This is a genomic window from Candidatus Polarisedimenticolia bacterium (assembly GCA_036001465.1).
Lineage (GTDB): Bacteria > Acidobacteriota > Polarisedimenticolia > Gp22-AA2 > Gp22-AA2 > Gp22-AA3.
The window spans coordinates 1-21,648 of record DASYUH010000094.1 but is presented as its reverse complement, the minus strand read 5'-3'; the positions used below and the strand labels follow the sequence as shown (position 1 = coordinate 21,648).

Sequence of the window (21,648 nt, the reverse complement as noted above, 5' to 3'; positions counted from 1 at the left end):
ACCGTAATCTGGAGGTGACCTCGATGATCCTGACGACCACACCGAGCATCGAAGGCAAGTCCATCCGGGAGTATCGCGGCATCGTGACCGGCGAGGCGATCCTCGGGGCCAATCTCTTCCGGGACATCATGGCGACCGTGCGCGACGTCATCGGCGGACGATCGGCGGCTTACGAGAAGGAGCTGGGAGAGGCCCGCCGCGTCGCCTTCGAAGAGCTGCAGGCGGAGGCGAAGCGCCTCGGGGCCAACGCCGTCGTCGGGATCGACCTCGACTACGAGGTCGTCGGCCAGAACGGCAGCATGCTGATGGTGAGCGTCAGCGGCACGGCCGTCGTGGTGTAACGGCCCTCCTACCCGCCCGGGTTCTTCCGGGCCCGGGCGAAAATCGCCTTGAAATTGGGTCGCCGCTCGCCGAAGCCTCCCGCGAGCGGGCGGTCGAGGAGGCCGTCCGGGGCCTCGCTTCCGGCAAGGAGCGCTTCCGCCTGGCAGAAGCGCCGTGTCTCCCGCACAGGCGGCGCGGACGACGGCGGGGCGCTCCTCGACGGGCCGCGCGAGCGCCTGGTCCAGGATCTCCGAGAGGCGCCGCCAGCGCCCTGGGTCGATGGGATCGTCCTTCATGCTCTCCTCTCGATGGGGCCCATTGCGCGGCGGACGGAGGCGGCGACGCAACTCCCTATTGCATTCCCATAGGGAACGGACTATCCTCTCTATGGTTTTCCCATAGGAGGAGCCTTGGGCGAGAAGACCGATGTCTGGAAGGGGACGCTGGCCCTGATGGTGCTCAAGACCCTGGACACTCTGGGGCCGCTGCACGGCTACGGGATCGCGCGCCGCATCGAGCAGACGAGCGGCGACAGGCTGCTGGTCAACTACGGCACCCTCTATCCCGCCCTGATCAAGCTCGAGCAGGAAGGCTTCATCTCGTCGGAGTGGGGGACCTCGGACCACAACCGCCGCGCGAAGTTCTACACGCTGACGCGCGCCGGCCGAAGGCACCTCGGCAGGGAAGCCCGGGACTGGGAGCGGGCCACCTCCATCCTCGCGCGCTTCCTGTCGCCCGGGGAGGAGTCCCGGTGAGCCGCCTGCGCTCCTGGGTGTCGAGGCTCGGCGGGCCGCTGCACGGGGGGAGGCTCGATCGGGACCTCGCGGACGAGATGGAGAGCCATCTCCAGATGCACGTCGACGACAACCTGCGCCGCGGGATGAGCCCCGATGAGGCGCGCCGCCGCGCGCTCATCGATCTGGGAGGCGTCGAGCAGGTCCGCGAGGCGTGCCGGGAGCGCCGGGGCGTCCCCTGGCTCGAAAGCCTGGCCCGGGACGTCCGATACGCGCTCCGGGGGCTCCGCAAGAACCCGGGCTTCACCGCGGTGGCGGTGCTCACGCTGGCGCTGGGAATCGGGGCGAACACGGCCATCTTCAGCCTGGTGAACGCGGTGTTGCTGCGGCCGCTCCCGTACGAAGGGGCCGATCGGATCGTCCAGGTGTGGCACACGCCTCCGCCCGAGAGCTTTCCGGGGTTCACCCGGTTCAGCGTCTCGCCGGCCAACTACCTCGACTGGCGCGCGCAGAATCACGTGTTCGAAGCCATGGCGGCGTACGGTTCCACGACGTTCGGTTGGATGGACGGCGATCGGCCGGTGGCGGTGACCGCCGGCGAGGTGGCGCCCGACCTGTTCGCGGTGCTGCGCGCGCGCCCCCTCCTGGGTCGGACCTTCGCGCCGGACGAGGAATCCCCGGGAAAGAACAAGGTCGCGGTCCTCGGCCATCGCTTCTGGCGGTCCCGCCTGGGATCGGAGCCGGGCGTCGTGGGAAAGACGATCCGCCTGGGCGGCGAGAGCTACACGATCGTCGGCGTGATGCCGGCGGGGTTCGGGTTTCCGCGCTGGGCGGATCTGTGGACCCCGCTGGCCTGGTCCGACGCCGAGCGCCAGGTGCGCGGCATGCACGACTACCGGGCCGTCGCCCGGTTGAAGCCGGGCGTGACCGTGGCGCAGGCCCAGGCGGAGATGGACTCGATCTCCCGGCGGCTCGAGCAGCGGTATCCGGCGGACAACAAGGGTTGGGGAGCGCTGATCGTGCCGCTGCGCGACGAGATGGTCGGAGAGGTGCGGCCGGCGCTCCTGGTGCTGTTCGCGGCCGTGAGCCTGGTCCTGCTCATCGCGTGCGCCAACGTCGCCAGCCTGGTCCTGGCGCGGACGCTGGCGAGGCGCAAGGAGATCGCCCTGCGGGCGGCGCTCGGGGCGAGCCGGGGCCGCGTGCTGCAGCAGGTCCTCTGCGAGAACGTCGTGCTCGCTCTGGCCGGCGGGGCGCTCGGGCTGTTCCTGGCGCGCGAAGGGGTCGACGGCATCGTCGCGTTTCTCGGCGAGTCGCTGCCGCGCTCCTCCGAGGTCCGCGTGGATGCCCGCGCGCTGGGCTTCACCCTGCTGATCTCCGTCCTCACCGGCCTCGCGGCGGGCCTCGTGCCGGCCCTGCGGCTGATGAAGGTCAATCTGAGCGAGGCGCTGAAACAGGGCATGGGCAGGACCGCCTCCGATTCCGGAGGCCACCGCACGCGCGGCGCGCTCGTGATCGTGGAGGTGGCGCTGTCCCTGGTCCTGCTGGTCGGCGCGGGGCTGATGATCCGGACCCTCGCGGTGCTGCGCGCCGTGGATCCGGGCTTCGATCCGCGGGGCGTCCTGAGCCTGTTCCTGGCGATCCCCGCCACCCGGTACGCCACCCCGGCGCAGCAGATCGACTTCTTCGACCGGGCGCTGGAACGCGTGCGCGCCCAGCCCGGGATCGACTCGGCCGGGGCCGTCAACCAGCTGCCCATGGCCGGGCGCGGCTCGACGCAGCCCGTGGCCATCGAGGGGCACGCGGCGGCCGCCCTCTCCGAGCAGCCGGAGGTCGCGGTCCGCGTGCTGACGCCGGGCTACCTGCGCGCGATGCAGATCCCGCTTCTGCGCGGCCGCGACGTCGGCGAGGCGGACGTCACGGGCCGGCCCGGGATCGTGCTCGTCAGCGAATCGATGGCGCGGCGCTTCTGGCCGGACGAGGACCCCATCGGCAGGCGGCTGACCCTGTCCTTCTATCCCGGCGTCCCGCGGGAGGTCGTGGGCGTCGCGGGGGACGTGAAGCTGGAAGGACTCGCGGACACGCAGGCATCCCCCACCCTCTACGTCCCGCTGGCCCAGATGCCGCAGACCTGGATGTCGGTCGTGGTCCGCGGGCGGCCGCAATCAGGGGACATCGTTCCCGCGGTGACCGCGGCCATCCGGCAAGTGGATGCCGAGCAGCCGGTCCTCGAGGTGATGACGCTCGAGGCCTTCATGGAGGATTCCCTGGCGCACCAGCGGGTGTCGATGCTGCTGCTGGCCCTGTTCGCCGGCTTCGCCGTGCTGCTGGCGGGACTGGGGATCTACAGCGTGCTGTCCTACGCCGTGCGCCGCCGCGCGCCCGAGATCGGCCTGCGCGTCGCGCTCGGCGCGCGGCACTCCGATATACTCTGGATGGTGCTCGGCCACGGCCTGCGGCTCACCCTGGCGGGCCTCGCGATAGGAGTGCTGGGCGCGCTGGCCCTCACCCGCCTGCTCGGCGGCCTCCTCTTCGGAGTGCGGCCGACCGATCCGCTGACGTTCGCCGCCGTGTCCGTCCTCCTCTGCGCCATCGCGCTCCTGGCATGCTACCTGCCCGCGCGGCGCGCGATGCGGGTCGATCCCATGATCGCTCTGCGCCAGGAATAGGCGGCCCGGGCCCCGTTCCTCCCGCGGGCCCGCACCGATCGTCCGCCGGCCGAAGCGGTATCATGGGGGCCACTCGGCCGGAGATCCGCGGTGCCGCTCAAGCCAGGGGACGTGGTCTCGCACTACCGTATCGTCGAGAAGATCGGCGAGGGGGGGATGGGCCTCGTCTTCCGGGCCGAGGACATCACCCTGCGGCGGCCGGTGGCGCTGAAGGTGCTCTCCGAGACGACCGCCGCCGGGGGCGGACCGAGGGCGCGGCTCCTGCGCGAGGCCCGGGCGGCGGCCGCCCTCAACCATCCGAACATCTGCACCATCTACGAGGTTCGTGAAGCGGACGACGCCTCCTTCATCGCCATGGAGCTGGTCGAAGGGGAGACGCTGCACAGCCTCCTGGGGCGCGCGGGCCCGCTGCCATTCGGTCGCCTGCTCGACATCGCCGTGGACGTGGCGGATGGTCTCGCGGAGGCCCACGCCCGCCGGATCGTCCATCGCGACCTGAAGCCCCAGAACATCATGGTGACGCGGCAGGGCCGGGTGAAGATCCTCGACTTCGGGCTGGCGATCCCCGCCCCGACCGCAGCCACCCATGACGCGGCGGCGAGCACCAGCCGCACCCGGTCTTCGGGCGGGCAGGCGATCGCCGGCGGCGCGCGGGCCGGGGGGCTCCAGGGAACCCTTCCTTACATGTCTCCCGAGCAGGCGCTCGGCAAGGAGGTGGACGCCCGCTCCGACATCTTCTCCTTCGGGACGGTCCTTTACGAGATGGCGACCGGCCGGTGCCCCTTCGAGGCGGAGGGGGCCATGGCGATCCTGGCCCGGATCCTCGAAGCGGAGCCCGACCCGCCGGCACGCCTTCAGCCCGGACTGCCGGCGGCCTTCGAGCGCGTCCTGCAGCGCTGTCTCAGGAAGCCGGCGGCGGAGCGATACGACGACGCGCGGGAGCTCGTGCGCGCCCTCCTCGATCTGCGGGGCGCGGCGGCCGGCGCCGGGGTCGCCGAGCCGGCGGAACGAGGCAGCGAGACGGCCGCCCTCTCCCCCACGACCATCGCCGTGTTTCCGTTCACCGTGCGCGGGAGCGAGCGGTTCGGCTACCTCAGGGAGGGCATGGTCGACCTCCTGAGCACCAAGCTCGACGGCGCGGGGGAACTGCGGAGCGTGGACGCCCACGTCGTGCTGGGAACCCTGGCTCGGGAGGCCGGCGGGGCGGTGGGCCCGGATTGCGCGCAGGGTCTCGCGCAACGCCTCGGAGCCGGGCTGTTCGTCCTCGGAAACATCCTGGAGGCGGGCGGTCGGGTGCAGCTCAATGCCACGCTGTACGAGGCGTGCGGCGCCGGGCAGGCGGTCGCGCGGGGCTCCGTCCAGGGGGACGCGGACGGGATCTTCGGGATGGTGGACGACCTCACGACGCAGCTCCTGACGGGGCGTTGCGGGGGGCCGGAGACCCGATTCACCCGGATCGCGGCGCTGGCGACCGGATCGTTCGCCGCCCTGAAGGCCTATCTCGAAGGGGAGGCGGAGATGCGCGCCATGCGCCGGGAGCCCGCCGTGGAGGCCTACCGGCGCTCGGTCGGCGTCGATCCGGGATTCGCCCTCGCCTGGTACCGGATGAGCGTCGCGGCGCTGTGGTCGGGGCAGGCGGACCTGGCGCTTCAGGCCGCCGGCCAGGCGCTCCGGCACAGGACACGCCTCTCGGAGCGGGACGGCCGCCTGCTCGAGGCGTTTCACGCGGTGCTGCGGGCCGACAACGACGAGGCCGAGCGGCTCTACCGGTCGGTGCTCGGCACCTATCCCGACGACGTCGAGGCGTGGTACCAGCTGGGAGAGGTCCAGTTCCATGCCGGCCCGCTGCGCGGCCGCCCGATGGCCGACTCGCGGGAGGCGTGGGAGCGCGTGGTCGCCCTCGACCCCGACCATGTCAACGGGCTCGTCCATCTTGGGGCGATTGCAGCGAGCTGCGGAGACCGGGCCACGCTCGAGACCCTCGTCGAGCGAGTCCTCGCCCTGAGCCCCACCGGCGACGCCGCCACGTGGATGCGCGCCGCGCGGGCCTTCGCTCTCGGCGACGCCGGCGGACAGGACGGCGTCGAGGCCGAGCTGCGCCAAGCGAGCGATCGGGCGGTGAACTGGGCCGTCCGCGCGGTCGCCGCCTACCTCGGCGACCTCGAGGGGGCCCTCAGGCTGACGTCGGCGGCGATCGATCCGGTGCGATCTCCGGAGGTGCGCGCGCTCGGACACGTGCTGCGCGCCCACCTGGAGCTGGCCCGGGGCCGCTGGCGATCGGCGCAGGCCGAGCTGGCCGCGTCGGCGGCCCTGGACCCCGATCAGGCGCTGGTGTACCGGGGATTCACGGCCGCCTCTCCCGTCGTGCGCGCGCCGGCGTCCGCTCTCGAGACGTTGCGCGCCGATCTTGGCCGCTGGACGCCTGCCCCGCCGGCCACCGTCCGTGAGCCGGCCTCGCGGCTCCTGCCGCGGGCGGATCTGTACGGCCATCAACGTCTCTACCTGCTCGGGCTCCTGAGCGAGCGCCTGGGGGACCATGCCGAGGCGCTGGAGCACGCCGCGGCGCTCGAGGCGGCGGCTTGTCCCCCCGACGTGGAGGCACTGGTGCGCGAGATGGCCGCGGGGTTGCGGGCGCGCTGCGCGTGGTCCCAGGGACGCCGCGAGAAAGCGCTGGAGGTGCTTCTGCGGGCCAGGAGGCCGGTGCGCTTCGATCTCGTCTTCCCGTCGCTGCTCCACGCGCAGGCGGACGAGCGCTTCACCCTGGCGGAATGGCTCGAGGAGTCCGGGCGCCACGAGGAGGCCCTCCCCTGGTACGCCTCGTTCCTGCGCGGCTCGGTCCACGATCTGATCTACGCCATTCCCGCGCATCTCAAGCGGGGGGCGATCCACGAGCGCCTGGGGGACACGGAGCGGGCGGCGCGGCACTACGGCCGCTTTGCCGCCGCGTGGCAGGGGTGCGACGCGGAGGTCCGCCCGCTGCTCGAAGAGGCGGAGGCCGGGCTCGTGCGGTTGCGGGAGCGCTGAGGCAGAACGCCCGCGGCTGCGAGGGGAGTCCGATCCTACTCGTCCCGCAACGAGACGGCGGGATCGACGCGCAGGGCGCGCCGCGCGGGGATGAAGCTGGCGAGCAGCCCCACCAGGGCAAGCCCCGCCATGGCGGAGCCAAAGGTCGCCGGGTCGGCGGCGCCCACCTCGTACAACAGGCTGCGGAGGACGCGGGTGACGCACAGCGCCCCCAGCCCGCCGCCGAGCATGCCCCAGCCGATCAGCGGCAGCCCTTGACGGAGCATCAGCCGGAAGATATCGGAGCGCTGGGCGCCGAGTGCCATGTGGACCCCGATCTCCCGCGAGCGTTGCGCGACCAGGTGCGCCAGGACTCCGTACACGCCGACCGCGGCCAGGACGACCGCCAGGGCCGCGAACGCCGAAAGCAGCATCAGGTTGAAGCGGCGCTCGCTGACCGATTCCTGTATGACGGCCGACATGGGGGCCACATCGGTGATCGGCAACCGGGCATCGAAGCGCCACACCACCTGCCGCAGGGAATCGGCCAACAGCATGGGATCCCCTGCCTTGCTGCGGATGACGGCCGAGGTCCAGCGCTTCCACGGCTGCTGCTTCTGAGTGGTCGGCGTGTAGATGGTCGGCGGCTGGTCTTCGTTGAGCGCCTCGAAGCGCGTGTCGGCGGCGACCCCCACGATGGTCATCCAGGCGTCCGGCTCGCCCCGAGCCCAGCGGGCGCGCGCCCCCAGGGGATCGCGATCGGGAAGGAACCGGCGCACGAACGCCTCGTTGACCACGCCGACGAGCGGCGAGGTCGGACCGTCCTGGTCGGTGAAGCCGCGCCCGCGCCGCAGCGGCGTTCCCATCGCGACGAAGTAATCGGGGCTGACCTCGTGGGTGTGGACCTCCGGCTCCCGGCCTTCGGGCACGGGCGCCTGGCCCTCGACGATCATGTTGTGCAGCATGCGCCATCCGGCCAGAGGCAACTCGCTGACGAGACCGGCCGCAGCGACGCCGGGGGACGCACGCAGCCCCTGGTCCAATCGCGCGAGGAAGGACTCCTGGGCGGGGATCGGCTCGTAGCGCGACGCCGGCAGCGTCAGCCGGAACGTCAGGACCCGGTCGGGCTCGAACCCCAAGGCCACGCTTCGCAGATGCCAGTAGCTCCTGATCAGAAGCCCGGCCCCGATCAACAGCACCGTCGCCAGCGCCAGCTCGGCGATCACCAGCGCGCGCCACAGCGACGATCGGCCTTCCGTGGAGCGCGCGCCGGAAGGCCGCACCGCCCCGGCGTTGCACAGGTGCAAGGCGGGCGCCACGCCGAACACCAGGCCGGTGGCGACCGACACCAGCAGCGTGTAGATCATCGTCCGGGAGTCGATGGCGACATGGTGAAAGGACGGGAGCTCCGTGGGCATCAGGCGCACCAGAAGGTCCACCCCGCGGCTGGCGAGGAGGACGCCTGCTCCGCCACCGAGGATCGACAGCACCGCGCTCTCGGTGACGAGCTGGCGCACGAGCCTCCCGCGGCTGGCGCCCAGGGCGTGCCTCACCTGCATCTCCCGGCGTCGCGCCACGCCGCGCGCCAGCAGGAGAGACGCGAAATTGCTGCACGCGATGAGCAGCACCAGGCTGACCGCCCCCAGCAGGATCAAGAGCGGCGTGCGCACTCCACCGACCACGTGATCGCGCAGGTCTTCGGCCGTGAAATCCCGGGCCTCGGTTGGATTCAGCTCTCCGATTCGCCTGCCGATCACCTCCAACTCGGTTCGCGCGTCGCCGAGGCTCGCGCCGTCCCGGAGTCGCGCCACGGCGAGAAGGAAGTGGGCCCCGCGCGCATCGGCCCCCTCGGGATACCCGGTTCGAAACGGAATCCAGATCTGGGACTTGAAGGCGAAGAAGGGCAGCCTGAACCCCCGCGGCATCACGGCGATCACGGTATAGGCGGCCCCGCTCAGGTTGAGCTGCCGGCCGACGGCGGCCCGATCGGAGGCCAGGTGGGCCCGCCAGAACTCGTGGCTGACCACCACGACGGGGGCGCGCGCGCGGTCATCCGCTTCGGAAAAGGTGCGTCCGAGGAGCGCCTGAACCCCGAGCGCCCGGAACAGGTCCCCCGCGACCAGCTCGCCGTCGATTCGCTGCGGCTCTCCTTCGCCCACCAGATCCAGGGCCCAGCCGGCGCTTGCCCCCAGTGCCTCGAATGTGGTCGACCGCTCCGCGAGGTCCATGAGGTCCGGCAGCGACTGTCCGCCCGGCAACGTCACGAGTCGGTCGGGGTCGGGATAGGGCAATGGTTTGAGCAGGACGGTGCTGACGACGCTGAAGATCGCGGTGTTGGCGCCGATCCCCAATGCCAGCGTCAGGATGGCGGCGCACGCGAACCCCGGATGATTCCGCAGCACGCGGGCACCGTGCCGCACGTCCCGCCACACCGTGTCCAGCGCGGTTTCCCAGCCTACGGCGCGGACCTCCTCCTTGACGGCGTCAAGACTCCCCATCTCCATCCGGGCGGCCCGAATCGCGTCTTCGCGACTCATGCCCGCGCGCATTCCTTCCGCGATCGCGGCATCCAGGAAACCCCGCAGCTCCTCGTCGAGCTCCCGTTCGATCCGGTCCTTTCGCAGCAGGCCCCGAATTCCGCCGGCGAATCTCCGCAGAAGCGACATGGAGTTCTTCTTCAGGCTTCCAGGATTCTGGCAATGGCCGCAGTCTGTCGTTCCCACTCCCGGGTCTCACTCTTGAGCTGCCTCAGCCCGCGCTCGGTGGCGATGTAATACCTGGCCCGACGGTTGTTCTCCGTCCCGCGCCACTCCCCCTTGATCAGCCCTTCCCGCTCCAGGCGGCGGAAGGCCGGAAACAGGGAGCCCACGTTCACCTGGAAGACTCCCCGGCTGATCTGCTTGAGACGGACGCCGATGCCGTACCCATGCATCGGTTCGAGGGCGAGAGTCTTCAGGATGAGCATGTCCAGGGTGCCCTGGACCACGCCGGACGGTTTTTCGGACAGGGGCGGTCTCCTCTAGACAATCAAGATGAGAGACGATACCACGCGCCTCCCCTAGATTGTCAAGTGGAGCCATCATCTCGCCGGGCGTGGCATTCCGAGGAGATCCCGGATGGTGGCGATGCGAGTGTCATTCCGCCATGGCCCTCCCGGGAGTAAGATCCTCCCCCCGGTCGGCGCCGGTGCCATGGCGGAGGGTTCCTCCGTCCCGAGGAGATTCTGATGTCGCCAGGATGGCCTCGACATCTGATCGCGTGGGCGGCCGCGGTGACGCTGGCGGCCGGCTCGGTCGCGCTCGCCCGGAATCCCACGCCTCCACCGGCCTCAGTACCGCCCGTCCCGGCGGCCTCGCCTTCTCCGTCCCCCGCTCCCAGTCCGGTGAGCGGCATCCGCAACAAGCTCGCGGCGGGGGATCTCCTGAGCGCCGAGTCGATGCTCGAGGTCCATCGCGCCGACAACGGAGAGGACGATCCCTACCTGAGCGGACTCTCGTGGCTGGCGCGCGGCGCCCTGCTGGTCGGGGACCTGGATAAGGCGAAGCGCTACGCCGCCGACGTGCGCGCGCGCTGCGCCGACCGGATGGCGCATGGAGCAAGTCTGGAAGCGGACCACGTCCTCGAGATCGCGCTCGGCGCGGCGATCGAGGTCGAAGCGCAGCGAATCGAGCGCACGAGCGGACCGCGGAAGGCCGCGGAGTTCGTGCGCCGCGAGCTCGCCGGGATCACCGGTCCCGTGGCGCTGCGCTCGCGCCTCAACAAGCGGATCGACATCCTGACGCTGACAGGGAGCGCCGCGCCGGAGCTGGCGATCGAGGACTTCATCGGCGACCGGCCGCCCGCGCTGGCTTCCCTCAAGGGCAAGCCGGTCGTGCTGTTCCTGTGGGCCGAGTGGTGCGGCGACTGCAAGGCCCAGCAGGGGGCCCTGGCACGCGCCCGGAAGCGCCACGCCGCCCAAGGCGTTCAATTCGTGGCGCTGACCCGCTACTACGACGAGGAGGCGAATCGCGCGGCCGAGAAGGCGCGGATCGACAGCGTGTGGAAAACGGTCTACGCCGACGTCGGATCGATTCCGATCGTGATCAGCACCGCCTCGATGGAGCGCTACGGCGGCTCGAGCACCCCGACGTTCGTGTTCGTCGACCGCGCCGGGGTGGTGCGCGAGTACACCCCCACACGGCTCACCGACGCCGAGCTCGACCGCGCGCTGGCGAAGATCACGCGCTGAAAGAGGCGCCGCCCCCCGCCGGTCTGAGGTAGACTGCGCGCCATGTCGACCATCGCACGTCGCCGTCTCGCCGCCGCGGCCGCCGCCTTGGCGGCGGCGCTCGCCTTCCAGCCGGCCGCTTTCACAGACGACAAGCTCGCCGCGATTCGCGCGGAAATCGCCAAGCGCCACGATGAAGGGGTGCGCCGGCTTCAGGAATGGGTGCGGCAACCGTCGATTGCCGCCGAGAACCGAGGCATGAACGAGGGATGCGACATGATGATGCGCCTGGCGCGCGAGGCCGGCTTCGAAAACGTCACGCGCGTCCCCACCGACGGCCAGCCCGGCGTGTTCGCCACGCTGGACGCGGGCGCCCCGCGGACCATCGGCCTCTACTTCATGTACGACGTGAAGCAGGCGGATCCCGCCGAGTGGTCCTCGCCGCCTTGGGACGCGGCCATCGTAGACAAGCCCGGCCTGGGGAAGGTCCTGATGGGGCGCGGCGCGGTGAACCAGAAGGGGCCGGAGGCCGCGTTCCTGGCCGCCCTGCACGCCATCCGGGGGGCGGGCAAGAAGGTTCCGGTCAACCTCGTCCTGGTCGCGGAGGGGGAGGAGGAGATCGGCTCGCCGCACTTCCGGCAGGTCGCGCAGCGGCCGGAGGTGGCCGCCGCGCTCAAGCGCTGCAGCGGCGTCTTCATGCCGTCGGCGTCCCAGGACCCGGACGGCACCGTGACGGTCTCGCTCGGCGCGAAAGGGGTCGTCGAGCTGGAGCTGGTCGCGAGCGGAGAGAAGTGGGGGCGCGGGCCCGGGAAGGACGTGCACTCGAGCAACCGGGCACGTCTCGACAGCCCCGCGTTCCACCTTGTTCAGGCGCTCAACACGCTGGTCACGCCCGACGGAGATCCGGCCATCGACGGCTTCGCGGACGCCGCCCGCCCGGCCTCGGCCGCCGAGCGCGCCATGCTCGACACCGCAGCGGACCGGCTGAACGAGTCCACCGCCAAGAGCCTGCTGTCCGCGCAGCGCTGGGCCCACGACCTCCCCTGGCGGGCGTCACTGGAGCGATTCCTCTTCACCCCGACCGTGAACATCGAGGGGCTCGTGGCTGGCTACACCGGACCCGGCGGAAAGACCGTCCTCCCGCACCGGGCGGTGGCCAAGCTCGATCTCCGCCTCGTGCCGGACATGACGTTCGACGGCGCGGTGGCCGCCCTCAAGGCGCACCTCAAGAAGCGCGGGTTCGGCGACATCGAGGTCAACCCGAGCGGTGGCTACGACCCGACCGGCACTTCGGCGGACGCGCCGATCATCCGCGCGCAATTCTCGGTCTACAAGCGTGCGGGGCTCGACCCCTTCCTGTGGCCGCGCAACGCCGGCTCGTATCCCGGGTACGTCTTCACCGGCGAGCCGCTCAAGCTCCCCTCCGGCCATTTCGGCCTCGGCCACGGGAGCGGCGCGCACGCCCCCGACGAGTACTTCGTCATCGACTCGTCGAATCCCAAGGTGGCGGGCTGGGACGGCGCCGTCGCCTCGTTCGTCGATTACCTCTTCGAGCTCGCCGCCATCCGCTGAGACGGCCCGGAGCCTCACCAGGCCTCCCGCAGAGAGTACAATAGGCCGCATCCCAGCAAGTGCGTGACAACCTTCGGCGTCCGGAACGCCGCCCGTAGACGATCCAGCCCACCGGGATGGAAGCTCGAGATGAAGGACACCGCGGCGATCATCGATAGTCTTGCTCTCCTGGAAGAGCCGATCCGTGCCGAGATCTTCGGCATCGAGCGCCTGGAGCAGCACGCCGAGAGCCTGGCCGCGGCCCATCGCACCACCGGGAAGCCTCCCGGAAGACGGAATCTCCTCCCCAGGGTCCGCGAGAATGCCCGCGTGCTCCTGGCCGGGTACCGGAACATCGCCGAAACCGTCCTGGCGAAGCAGGAGATCACTCCCGCGGCGGAGTGGATCCTCGACAACTTCCACATCGTGGACGAACAGCTCCGCGGCATCCGGGACCACCTCCCGCTGAGCTACTACCGCCTGCTGCCCAAGATCGCCGTGGGCCACCTCGCGGGGTACCCGCGCGTCTACGGACTGGCCTGGGCCTACGTGGCGCACACCGACAGCCGCTTCGAGATGGAAACGATTCAGCGGTTCGTCCGGGCCTACCAGCGGGTCCAGCCGCTGACCATCGGGGAGCTCTGGGCGGTCGCCATCCATCTTCGAGTAGCACTCGTGGAAAACCTGCGACGCCTGTCGCAGCTGATCATCCGATCCCGCCAGGAGCGGGCCCGGGCCGACGCTCTGGCGGACCGCCTGCTGGGCCTCGGCGATCGGGCGGCGGAGCGTCCGGACGAGATCCTGGGCAGCCTGGGGGACGCCCCGCTGGCCCGCGCGTTCGCGGTGCAGCTCGTCCAGCGGCTTCGTGGACTGGACCCCTCGGTCATGCCGGCCCTGGTCTGGCTCGAAAAGAAGCTGGGCGCCCAGGGGACATCAGCGGACGAGGTCGTCGCCCAGGAGCTTCAGGCGCAGGCCGCGGCCAACGTCACCGTCCGGAACATCATCACCAGCATGCGATGGATGTCCTCCATCGACTGGCCCGAGTTCTTCGAGAGCGTCAGCCTGGTGGACGAGGTCCTTCGGAGCGCCCCCGGCTTCGCCGCCATGGATTTCACGACCCGGGACGAGTACCGGGCCCGGATCGAGATGCTCGCCCAGCGATCGGATCATTCCGAGGTCGAGGTGGCGCAGGAAGCGGTGCTCCTGGCGCGCAGCGCGAGCCGGGTGAACCGGCAGGCGGAGACCCTTCCGGGCGTTCCCCGGAGCGCCGAGGAGGACCCCGGATACTACCTGGTCGCCGGGGGCCGGCGGTCCTTCGAGAGGCGTCTGGGTTTTCGCGTCCCCCTGCGGATCCGGCTCCGCCGCGCCTATCGCGCCCATGCGCTGGCGGGCTACCTGGGCGGCATCGCGGCACTCACCGCCCTCCTGCTCTCCGGCCCGCTGGTCCTGACCCGGACGGCCGGAGCCGCCCCGTGGATCCTCGTCCTTCTCGGAATCCTCGGCCTGGTGCCGGCCTCGAACATCGCGGTGTCGCTCGTCCACCGCCTGGTCCCGTTTCTCGTTCCACCGAGGCTCCTCCCCAAGCTCGAGCTCGCCCAGGGCGTGCCGTCCGAGCTTCGCACCCTCGTCGTCATGCCCACGCTGCTCGCGCGCCCGGCCGACATCGAGGAGCATCTCGAGCGGCTCGAGGTGCACTATCTCGCGAATCCGGAAGGCCATCTCCACTTTGCCCTCGTCACGGACTGGGCGGATGCGCCCGGCGAGAGGATGCCCGGCGACGAGGACCTCCTGTCCGAGCTGGCCGGCGGCGTCGCCCAGCTCAACGCGCGGTACGGCAGCCCGCCCGGCGGCGGGGAGCGGTTCCTTCTGCTGCATCGCCGGCGACTCTGGAACGACGGGGAAGGCCGGTGGATCGGCTGGGAGAGAAAGCGCGGAAAGCTCCACGAGCTGAACCGGCTGCTGCGCGGCGCCCGGGACACGACGTTCATTCCGATCAACGGTCGGCCCCCCGCGGCGCCTCAGGACGTTCGCTACGTCATCACCCTGGATGCCGACACCCGGCTTCCGCTGGGGGCCGCCCGCCGGCTGGTCGGGGCCATGGCGCACCCGTTGAACCGGCCGCGGTTCGATCCTCGCAAGGGACGCGTCGTCGAGGGGTACGCGATCCTGCAGCCCCGGCTCACGGCGTCCCTGCCGACGGGTCCCGGGAGCACGACCTACCAGCGGATCATCTCGGGCCCCGGGGGCGTGGATCCGTACGCGGCCGCGGTCTCCGATGTGTATCAGGACCTCTTCGGCGAGGGGTCGTACACGGGAAAGGGGATCTACGACGTCGATGCCTTCGAGGCGGCCCTCGAAGGGAAGGTCCCGGAGAACACGCTCCTGAGCCACGATCTCTTCGAGGGCTCGTTCGCGCGCGCCGGGCTGGCGACCGACGTGGAGCTCTTCGAGGAATTCCCCACCCATTACGAGGTCGCCGCCCGCCGTGACCATCGATGGGTGCGCGGGGACTGGCAGCTTCTGCCCTGGATCCTGGGTCAGGCGCGCGATACCGCGGGCAGGAGACAGAGGACCCGCATCCCGAACCACTGCCGTTGGAAGATGCTGGACAATCTGCGCCGAAGCCTCGCCGCGCCTTCGACGTTCCTGGTTGCGGTGACCGCCTGGATCGTCCCGGCGGCTCCGCCGCTCTGCTGGACGGCGCTGTTCGTCGGATCCATCGTTCTGCCGGCCGTGATCCCGGTTCTCGACGGCCTCCTCCCGCGACGATGGGGGATCTCCAAACGAAGCCACCTTCGCGACGTGGGCCACGACGTCATCGTGGCCCTGTCGCAGACGCTCCTGGCCATCACCATGCTCGCCCACCAGGCCTGGCTCATGGTGGACGCCATGATTCGCACTCTCGGCCGGGTCTACATCACGAAGCGGCACCTCCTCGCGTGGGTGACGGCCGCGCAGGGGGGCTACGGCGCCGACCTGAGACTCCGGTTCTTCTACTGGCACCTGCGCTCGGGAGTGCTCCTGGCCGCCGGAGCCGGCCTGCTCCTCGTCCTGCTCAAGCCGGGAGCCTGGCCCGTGGCCATGCCGTTCGTTCTCCTCTGGCTGCTGGCTCCCGTCTTCGCATGGCGCATCAGCGTCCCGCCGAAGCTCGAGGCATCGCATGCCCTCTCCCCCTCGGAGACGCGCTCATTGCGGCTCGTCGCCCGCCGGACCTGGCGCTTCTTCGAAACCTTCGTGGACGAGCGGAACCATCACCTCCCGCCGGACAACTTCCAGGAGGATCCCGAGCCCGTCGAGGCCCGCCGGACCTCGCCGACGAATCTGGGGCTCTATCTGCTCAGCACGCTGGTCGCCCGCGATTTCGGCTGGATCGGAACCCTGGAGACGGTGGAGCGGCTCGAGGCCACGCTCCGGACCATGGGAGACCTGCGCCGCGTCCGGGGTCACTTCCTCAACTGGTACGACACGCGGGACCTCCGGCCGCTGGAGCCGATGTACGTGTCCACCGTGGACAGCGGCAACCTGGCAGGGTACCTGATCGCCCTGGCGCGGGCGTGCCGCGAGCCCATGCACCGTCCCTTCGCGGGACCGGAGATCCTCGAGGGGATCGGTGACGCGCTCCATCTGCTGATCGATGCGATGAAGAGGGCCGCTGCCGCCCGTTCTGGACCGGCGGCCACCGCGGCGCGGCTGCGCGAGGCCGCGGAGGCCACGGCCGCCGCACTCGAGGGGCTCCCGTCGTCGCCGCCCGATCGACTCCGCCGATTTCGTGAGCTCGAGTCGCGAGCGGACAACCTTCTGGACGTCGCGCGCGCGCATGCGCGCGAGGTCCAGCACGACTCCCGATCGGAGATTCTGATCTGGGCGAGCGCCGTCCAGGGCTCCGTCCGGAGCCATGCCCGCGATGCGCAGCTCCAGGACGGGACCCTCGCGGATCGCCTCGCGGCCCTCGCCTCGCTCGCGGACGAGATGGTCCAGGCCATGGACTTCCAGTTCCTGCTCGATCCGACCTCCAAGCTCTTCTCCATCGGCTATCGCGTGGCCGAGAACACGCTCGATCCCGGCAGGTACGACCTGTTGGCCTCCGAGGCCCGGCTGGCGAGCTTCGTGGCCATCGCCAAGGGGGACGTGCCGCCCCAGCACTGGTTCCATCTCGGCCGCTCCCTGACGCCGATCGGTCACGGAGCGGCCCTGGTCTCGTGGTCCGGGTCCATGTTCGAGTACCTCATGCCGATGCTCGTGATGTCGCAGCCCGCCAAGAGCCTTCTGGATCTGACCTGCCGCCTCGTGGTGGGGCGCCAGATCCGCTACGGCGCGGAGCGTCGGGTGCCTTGGGGGGTCTCCGAATCGGCGTACAACGTGCGTGACGCGGAGCTCACCTATCAGTACTCCGCCTTCGGCGTCCCCGGCCTGGGGCTGAAGCGCGGGCTGTCCGAGGACGTGGTCGTGGCTCCGTACGCCACCGCCCTCGCGGCCATGGTCAACCCCGGCGCCGCCGTCAAGAACTTCGCCCGCCTCGAACAGTCGGGCGCGCGGGGAGCTTACGGCTGCTACGAAGCGCTCGATTACACCCCCTCGAGGCTGCCGGAGAAGACCACGGCCGCCGTGGTCCGCGCCTACATGGCGCATCACCAGGGGATGACCCTCGTCTCCCTGGGGAATGTGCTGAACGAGGCCGCGACCCGGAGGCGTTTTCATGCTCATCCGAAGATCCAGGCGGCGGACCTCCTGCTTCAGGAGAGAACTCCGCGTGCGGTCGCCATCACGCGGCCACGGGCGGAGGAGGTTCAGGTCGCGGCGCTCGTGCGGGACCTGCTTCCTCCCACCCTGCGGCGCTTCGACTCGCCGCACGACATCACACCCCGCACCCACCTTCTCTCCAACGGGCGGTACACCGTCATGGTCACGGCAGCGGGCGCCGGGTTCAGCCGATGGCGCGACCTGGCAGTGACCCGCTGGCGCGAGGACACGACGCGTGATTGCTGGGGGACGTTCGTCTTCCTGCGGGACGCGGGAACCGGCGGCGTGTGGTCCTCGGGATACCAGCCGAGCGGGACACCCTCGGACCGGTACGAGGTGGTCTATACGGAAGACCGGGCCCGGATCGAGCAGAGGGACCGATCGCTTTCGATCGTGCTCGAGATCGTCGTGTCCCCCGAGGACGACGCGGAGCTCCGCCGGCTGACGGTGACCAATCTCGAAAACCGGCACCGCGAGATCGATTTCACCTCGTATGCCGAGGTCGTGCTGGCACCGCAGGCCGCGGACGAGGCCCACCCCGCCTTCTCCAACCTCTTCGTGGAGACGGAGTTCGTTCCCCACCTCGGCACCCTGCTGGCCACGAGGCGGCCGCGCTCGGCGGACGAGCCCCGGGTCTGGCTCGCCCATCTGGCCGCGCCGGAAGGCGAAACCGTCCACGCCTTGCAGTACGAGAGCGACCGCGCGCGCTTTCTGGGACGGGGCCGCGGGGTCCGCGCGCCGATCTCCATGATCGACGGAGGTCCGCTGAGCAACTCGGCGGGGACGGTCCTGGATCCGATCGTGAGCCTCAGGCACCGGGTGGCGCTCCCCCCTCAAGGGACGGTCCGCATCGTGCACACCACGCTCGTGGCGCGGACACGGGAGGAGGCGCTCCAGATCGCCGTGAAGTATCAACAGCCGGCGACGTTCGAGCGGGAAAGCACCCTGGCCTGGACACGGGCCCAGGTCCACCTGCATCACCTGAGGATCACCCAGGACGAGGCGCATCTGTTCCAGCGCCTGGCCAATCGCCTGCTGTACACCGATCCCACGCTGCGCGCCGCGCCGCAGGTGCTGGCCACGAATCGCAGGGGACCGTCCGGGCTCTGGGCCTACGGCATCTCCGGAGATCTGCCGATCGCCCTGGTGCGCATCGAGCAGGACGAAGATCGGGACGTCGTGAGGCAGCTCCTTCGGGCGCAGGAGTACTGGGGGTTGAAGGGGGTCCCCGCCGATCTGGTGATCCTCAATGCGAAGGGGACGTCCTATGCGCAGGATCTCCAGCAATCGATCGAGGCCATGGTGCGGGTCAGCCGATCCGCGGCCGGTCGCGAGGCCGAGGGGGAGCGCGAGCGGGTGTTCGTGCTTCGGGAGGACCTCCTGCCCCCGCAGGACCTGGTCCTGCTGCGCTCGGCGGCGCGCGTGCTGATCGTGGCCAGCCGCGGTTCGCTCTCCGAGCAGACCATCCGGCTGGAACGATCGGGGCCGGCTCCGCCGCGGCTCCGCCCCCCGCGCGGGAAGGCGGAGCCCGTCTCCGCGCCCGTGCTGGATCTCGAGTTCTTCAACGGCCTGGGAGGGTTCACACCGGACGGCCGCGAGTACGTCACGGTGCTGGGCAAGGGGCAGTGGACGCCGGCTCCCTGGATCAACGTGGTGGCCAACCCCGAGTTCGGATTCCAGGTCTCGGAGGCGGGATCGGGGTGCACGTGGTCCGTGAACAGCCGGGAGAACCGGCTGACACCATGGTCCAACGATCCGGTCAGCGACACGCCGGGCGAGGTGCTCTACGTGCGTGACGAGGACAGCGGTCTGGTCTGGGGACCCACCTGCCTTCCCATGCGCGAAGAGGACCAGCCCTACGTCATCCGGCACGGCCAGGGGTACAGTCGCTTCGAGCACACCTCGCACGGCATCGCGCTGGATCTCCTGATGCTCGTGCCGCGGAGCGACCCCGTCAAGATCTCACGCCTCACCCTGGAGAACCGGTCCGGCCGCACCCGGCGGCTCTCGGTCACGGCGTACGCGGAGTGGGTGCTGGGCGTCGCGCGCGCGGGTTCCGTCCCGTTCGTGCTCACCGAAATCGATCCCGCGACCGGGGCCATGCTCGCTCGAAACGCCTGGAATGGAGAGTTCGCGAGCCGGGTCGCCTTCGCCGACCTGGGGGGCCTCCAGACCTCCTGGACCGGCGACCGCCTCGAGTTCCTGGGCCGCAACGCCAGCCTCGACCATCCCGAGTCGCTGGAGCGTGGCCAGAGGCTCTCGGGAAAGACGGGAGCGGGCCTGGATCCCTGCGCCGCGCTGCAGACGGTCGTCGAAATCGTGCCCGGAGCACGCACCGAGGTGCTGTTTCTCCTCGGGCAGGGGGAGAGTCTCGAGCACTCTCGTGCCTTGATCGAGCGCTATCGAGCGACGGGCTGCGATCAGGTTCTTCGGGAGAATCAGGAGCACTGGGACGGTCTGCTGGGTGCGGTGCAGGTGAAGACTCCCGATCGCTCCATGGATCTCATGCTCAACCGCTGGCTCCTGTACCAGACTCTTTCGTGCCGGACCTGGGGCCGATCCGCCCTCTACCAGTCCGGAGGAGCGTACGGTTTCCGCGACCAGCTCCAGGACGTCCTGGCCCTGGGGGCCACCAGGCCCGACATCGTGCGCGAGCACCTCCTGCGGTCCGCCGCACGGCAGTTCAGGGAAGGGGATGTCCAGCACTGGTGGCATCCTCCCACGGGCCGCGGGGTCCGGACCCGGATCTCCGACGACCGCCTCTGGCTTCCCTACGCGGTGTCCGAGTATCTCCGGTCGACCGGGGACCGGACGGTGCTCGACGAACAGGTTCCATGGCTCGAGGGCGCCCCACTGGACGACAGCCGGCAGGAAGCCTACTTCGAGCCGACGGCATCGGAGGAGCGGGGGACGCTGTTCGAGCATTGCGCGCGGGCCCTGGACCTTGGTCTGGACTCGGGGAGCCATGGCCTGCCCCTGATCGGCGCCGGGGACTGGAACGACGGCATGAACCGCGTCGGCCGCGAAGGCCGCGGAGAGAGCGTCTGGCTGGGCTGGTTCCTGCTTGTGAACCTGAGGAAGTTCGCCCGGCTCGCCGACTCGCGCGCGGAGGTGGAGCGTGCCGCCCGCTGGCGGAGGCGGGCCGACTCTCTGGAGGCTTCGCTGGACCGGGAGGCATGGGACGGCGCGTGGTATCGACGCGCCTTCTTCGACGACGGAACGCCGCTCGGGTCGGCGGCGAACGACGAATGCCGGATCGACTCCATCTCGCAGTCCTGGGCGGTCCTCTCCGGCGCCGGCAACAGGGATCGGGCGCGCCAGGCCATGGCATCCGCCGAGCGACTGCTCCTTCTGCGCGAGGAACGGCTGCACCTGCTTCTCGCCCCGCCATTCGACCGGACACCCCTCGACCCCGGGTATATAAAAGGATACCCCCCCGGTATCCGGGAGAACGGCGGGCAGTACACCCATGCCGCGATCTGGTCGGTCATGGCGTTCGCCGAGCTGGGGGACGGCGACCGGGCCGTCGATCTCTTCGGTCTATTGAACCCCATCCGGCATGCGGACACTCCTGAGAAGGTCTTCAGGTACAAGGCGGAGCCCTACGTCGTGGCGGCGGACGTCTACTCCGAGCTTCCCCACGTGGGACGCGGAGGATGGACCTGGTACACCGGGTCCGCGGGCTGGCTGTACCGCGCGGGCCTGGAATGGATTCTCGGTTTCCGGAAGGAAGGCAACGCGCTGCGCGTCGATCCCTGCATCCCCCGAGGGTGGCCAGGCTTCGAGATCACCTACCGATTCGGCGGCGCCGTCTACCGGATCACCGTCGAGAATCCGCAGGGAGTCTGCCGCGGGGTATCCCTCGTCAGCCTGGACGGAGCCCCGCTTCCGGGTGAAGCGCTCATCCCGCTGTCCGACGACGGGCGCGACCACCATGTCCTGGTGCAGTTGGGATAGGCATCGGTCTCATTCAGAGTAACTTACTGATGGCGAACAACTTTCACGTACGGAGGGCCTCGTCACGCAGGCCGACTCGCGCCTGCTCAGGGTGATGCTGGAGAATCTCCATAGTGGCGCTGAGAGTGTGGAAGCAAACAAGAGTGGAGTGAGTTCGGTAGAGGCGATTTCGCGTCAGAAGGCGCGTACCAGGGTGTGACGCTGCTCGTTCGGCAGGGAGGGGATGACCAGCTCCCTGCGGTAGTGCTCCATCACCTCCTGACCTGCCTGGACACGAGCGGGATGCAGCCGTTCCGCCAGCACCTGTGGCCAGCTCCACGGCCGGTTCGTGAGCCGGAGCCGCATCGCCGTGGTGCCGTCTCTGGGATGGCGCTCCGAGCGGGCCTGCACCAGGTTGCGCCACACCACGAACAGGGCGAGTCGCTCGACCAGGCCGTTGTAGCTGCGGCCGAAGGCGATGGTCTCGCGC

The 21,648-nt window shown here is 70.3% G+C and carries 11 protein-coding genes; 7 read left to right on the top strand and 4 right to left on the bottom strand.

What is annotated here, in order from left to right; all coding sequences use genetic code 11:
* Positions 1–23: 23 nt before the first annotated feature.
* Complete coding sequence (locus tag VGV60_16765) at positions 24–341, top strand: heavy metal-binding domain-containing protein (GenBank protein ID HEV8702925.1); 318 nt, start codon at positions 24–26, stop codon at positions 339–341.
* A gap of 8 nt (positions 342–349) precedes the next feature.
* Here VGV60_16765 and VGV60_16760 read toward each other — a convergent pair whose 3' ends face one another.
* Complete coding sequence (locus VGV60_16760; GenBank protein ID HEV8702924.1) at positions 350–508, bottom strand: hypothetical protein; 159 nt, start codon at positions 506–508, stop codon at positions 350–352.
* A 223-nt stretch (positions 509–731) separates the two neighbouring features.
* Here VGV60_16760 and VGV60_16755 point away from each other — a divergent pair, with 223 nt between their 5' ends.
* From VGV60_16755 to VGV60_16745, 3 genes are all read left to right on the top strand, one after another.
* Entirely contained in the window at positions 732–1,076 is a 345-nt protein-coding gene (locus VGV60_16755; GenBank protein HEV8702923.1) for a PadR family transcriptional regulator, read from the top strand.
* On the top strand, positions 1,073–3,721 hold the full coding sequence (locus VGV60_16750; GenBank protein ID HEV8702922.1) for an ABC transporter permease: 2,649 nt from the start codon (positions 1,073–1,075) through the stop codon (positions 3,719–3,721). The genes VGV60_16755 and VGV60_16750 overlap by 4 nt, the downstream gene beginning before the upstream one ends.
* A gap of 90 nt (positions 3,722–3,811) precedes the next feature.
* Complete coding sequence (locus tag VGV60_16745; GenBank protein ID HEV8702921.1) at positions 3,812–6,745, top strand: protein kinase; 2,934 nt, start codon at positions 3,812–3,814, stop codon at positions 6,743–6,745.
* Positions 6,746–6,780: 35 nt separating this feature from the next.
* Here VGV60_16745 and VGV60_16740 read toward each other — a convergent pair whose 3' ends face one another.
* Both VGV60_16740 and VGV60_16735 read right to left on the bottom strand, forming a co-directional pair.
* Positions 6,781–9,390: an ABC transporter permease gene (locus VGV60_16740; protein ID HEV8702920.1), complete on the bottom strand. Its 2,610-nt coding sequence runs from the start codon at positions 9,388–9,390 to the stop codon at positions 6,781–6,783.
* Positions 9,391–9,401: 11 nt separating this feature from the next.
* The gene (locus tag VGV60_16735) at positions 9,402–9,710 is read right to left on the bottom strand and encodes a PadR family transcriptional regulator (GenBank protein HEV8702919.1); all 309 of its coding nucleotides are present in this window, start codon (positions 9,708–9,710) and stop codon (positions 9,402–9,404) included.
* Positions 9,711–9,950: 240 nt separating this feature from the next.
* Between VGV60_16735 and VGV60_16730 the strand changes: the two genes are divergently transcribed.
* The 3 genes from VGV60_16730 to VGV60_16720 all read left to right on the top strand — a co-directional run bounded on the left by VGV60_16730 (position 9,951) and on the right by VGV60_16720 (position 21,179).
* On the top strand, positions 9,951–10,952 hold the full coding sequence (locus VGV60_16730; GenBank protein HEV8702918.1) for a TlpA disulfide reductase family protein: 1,002 nt from the start codon (positions 9,951–9,953) through the stop codon (positions 10,950–10,952).
* Positions 10,953–10,994: 42 nt separating this feature from the next.
* The gene (locus tag VGV60_16725) at positions 10,995–12,503 is read left to right on the top strand and encodes a M20/M25/M40 family metallo-hydrolase (GenBank protein HEV8702917.1); all 1,509 of its coding nucleotides are present in this window, start codon (positions 10,995–10,997) and stop codon (positions 12,501–12,503) included.
* Between the two features lie 129 nt (positions 12,504–12,632).
* Positions 12,633–21,179: a glucoamylase family protein gene (locus tag VGV60_16720; protein ID HEV8702916.1), complete on the top strand. Its 8,547-nt coding sequence runs from the start codon at positions 12,633–12,635 to the stop codon at positions 21,177–21,179.
* 174 nt (positions 21,180–21,353) lie between these two features.
* Here VGV60_16720 and VGV60_16715 read toward each other — a convergent pair.
* Positions 21,354–21,648: hypothetical protein (locus VGV60_16715; protein ID HEV8702915.1), on the bottom strand; the 295-nt coding region annotated here is incomplete at its 5' end.

What these genes read in the sequence shown, in the direction of transcription:
- VGV60_16730 (HEV8702918.1), top strand. Translation starts at nt 9,951, where the DNA reads ATGTCGCCAGGATGGCCTCGACATCTGATCGCGTGGGCGGCCGCGGTG.
- VGV60_16765 (HEV8702925.1), top strand. Translation starts at nt 24, where the DNA reads ATGATCCTGACGACCACACCGAGCATCGAAGGCAAGTCCATCCGGGAG.
- VGV60_16725 (HEV8702917.1), top strand. Translation starts at nt 10,995, where the DNA reads ATGTCGACCATCGCACGTCGCCGTCTCGCCGCCGCGGCCGCCGCCTTG.
- VGV60_16740 (HEV8702920.1), bottom strand. Translation starts at nt 9,390, where the DNA reads ATGTCGCTTCTGCGGAGATTCGCCGGCGGAATTCGGGGCCTGCTGCGA.
- VGV60_16720 (HEV8702916.1), top strand. Translation starts at nt 12,633, where the DNA reads ATGAAGGACACCGCGGCGATCATCGATAGTCTTGCTCTCCTGGAAGAG.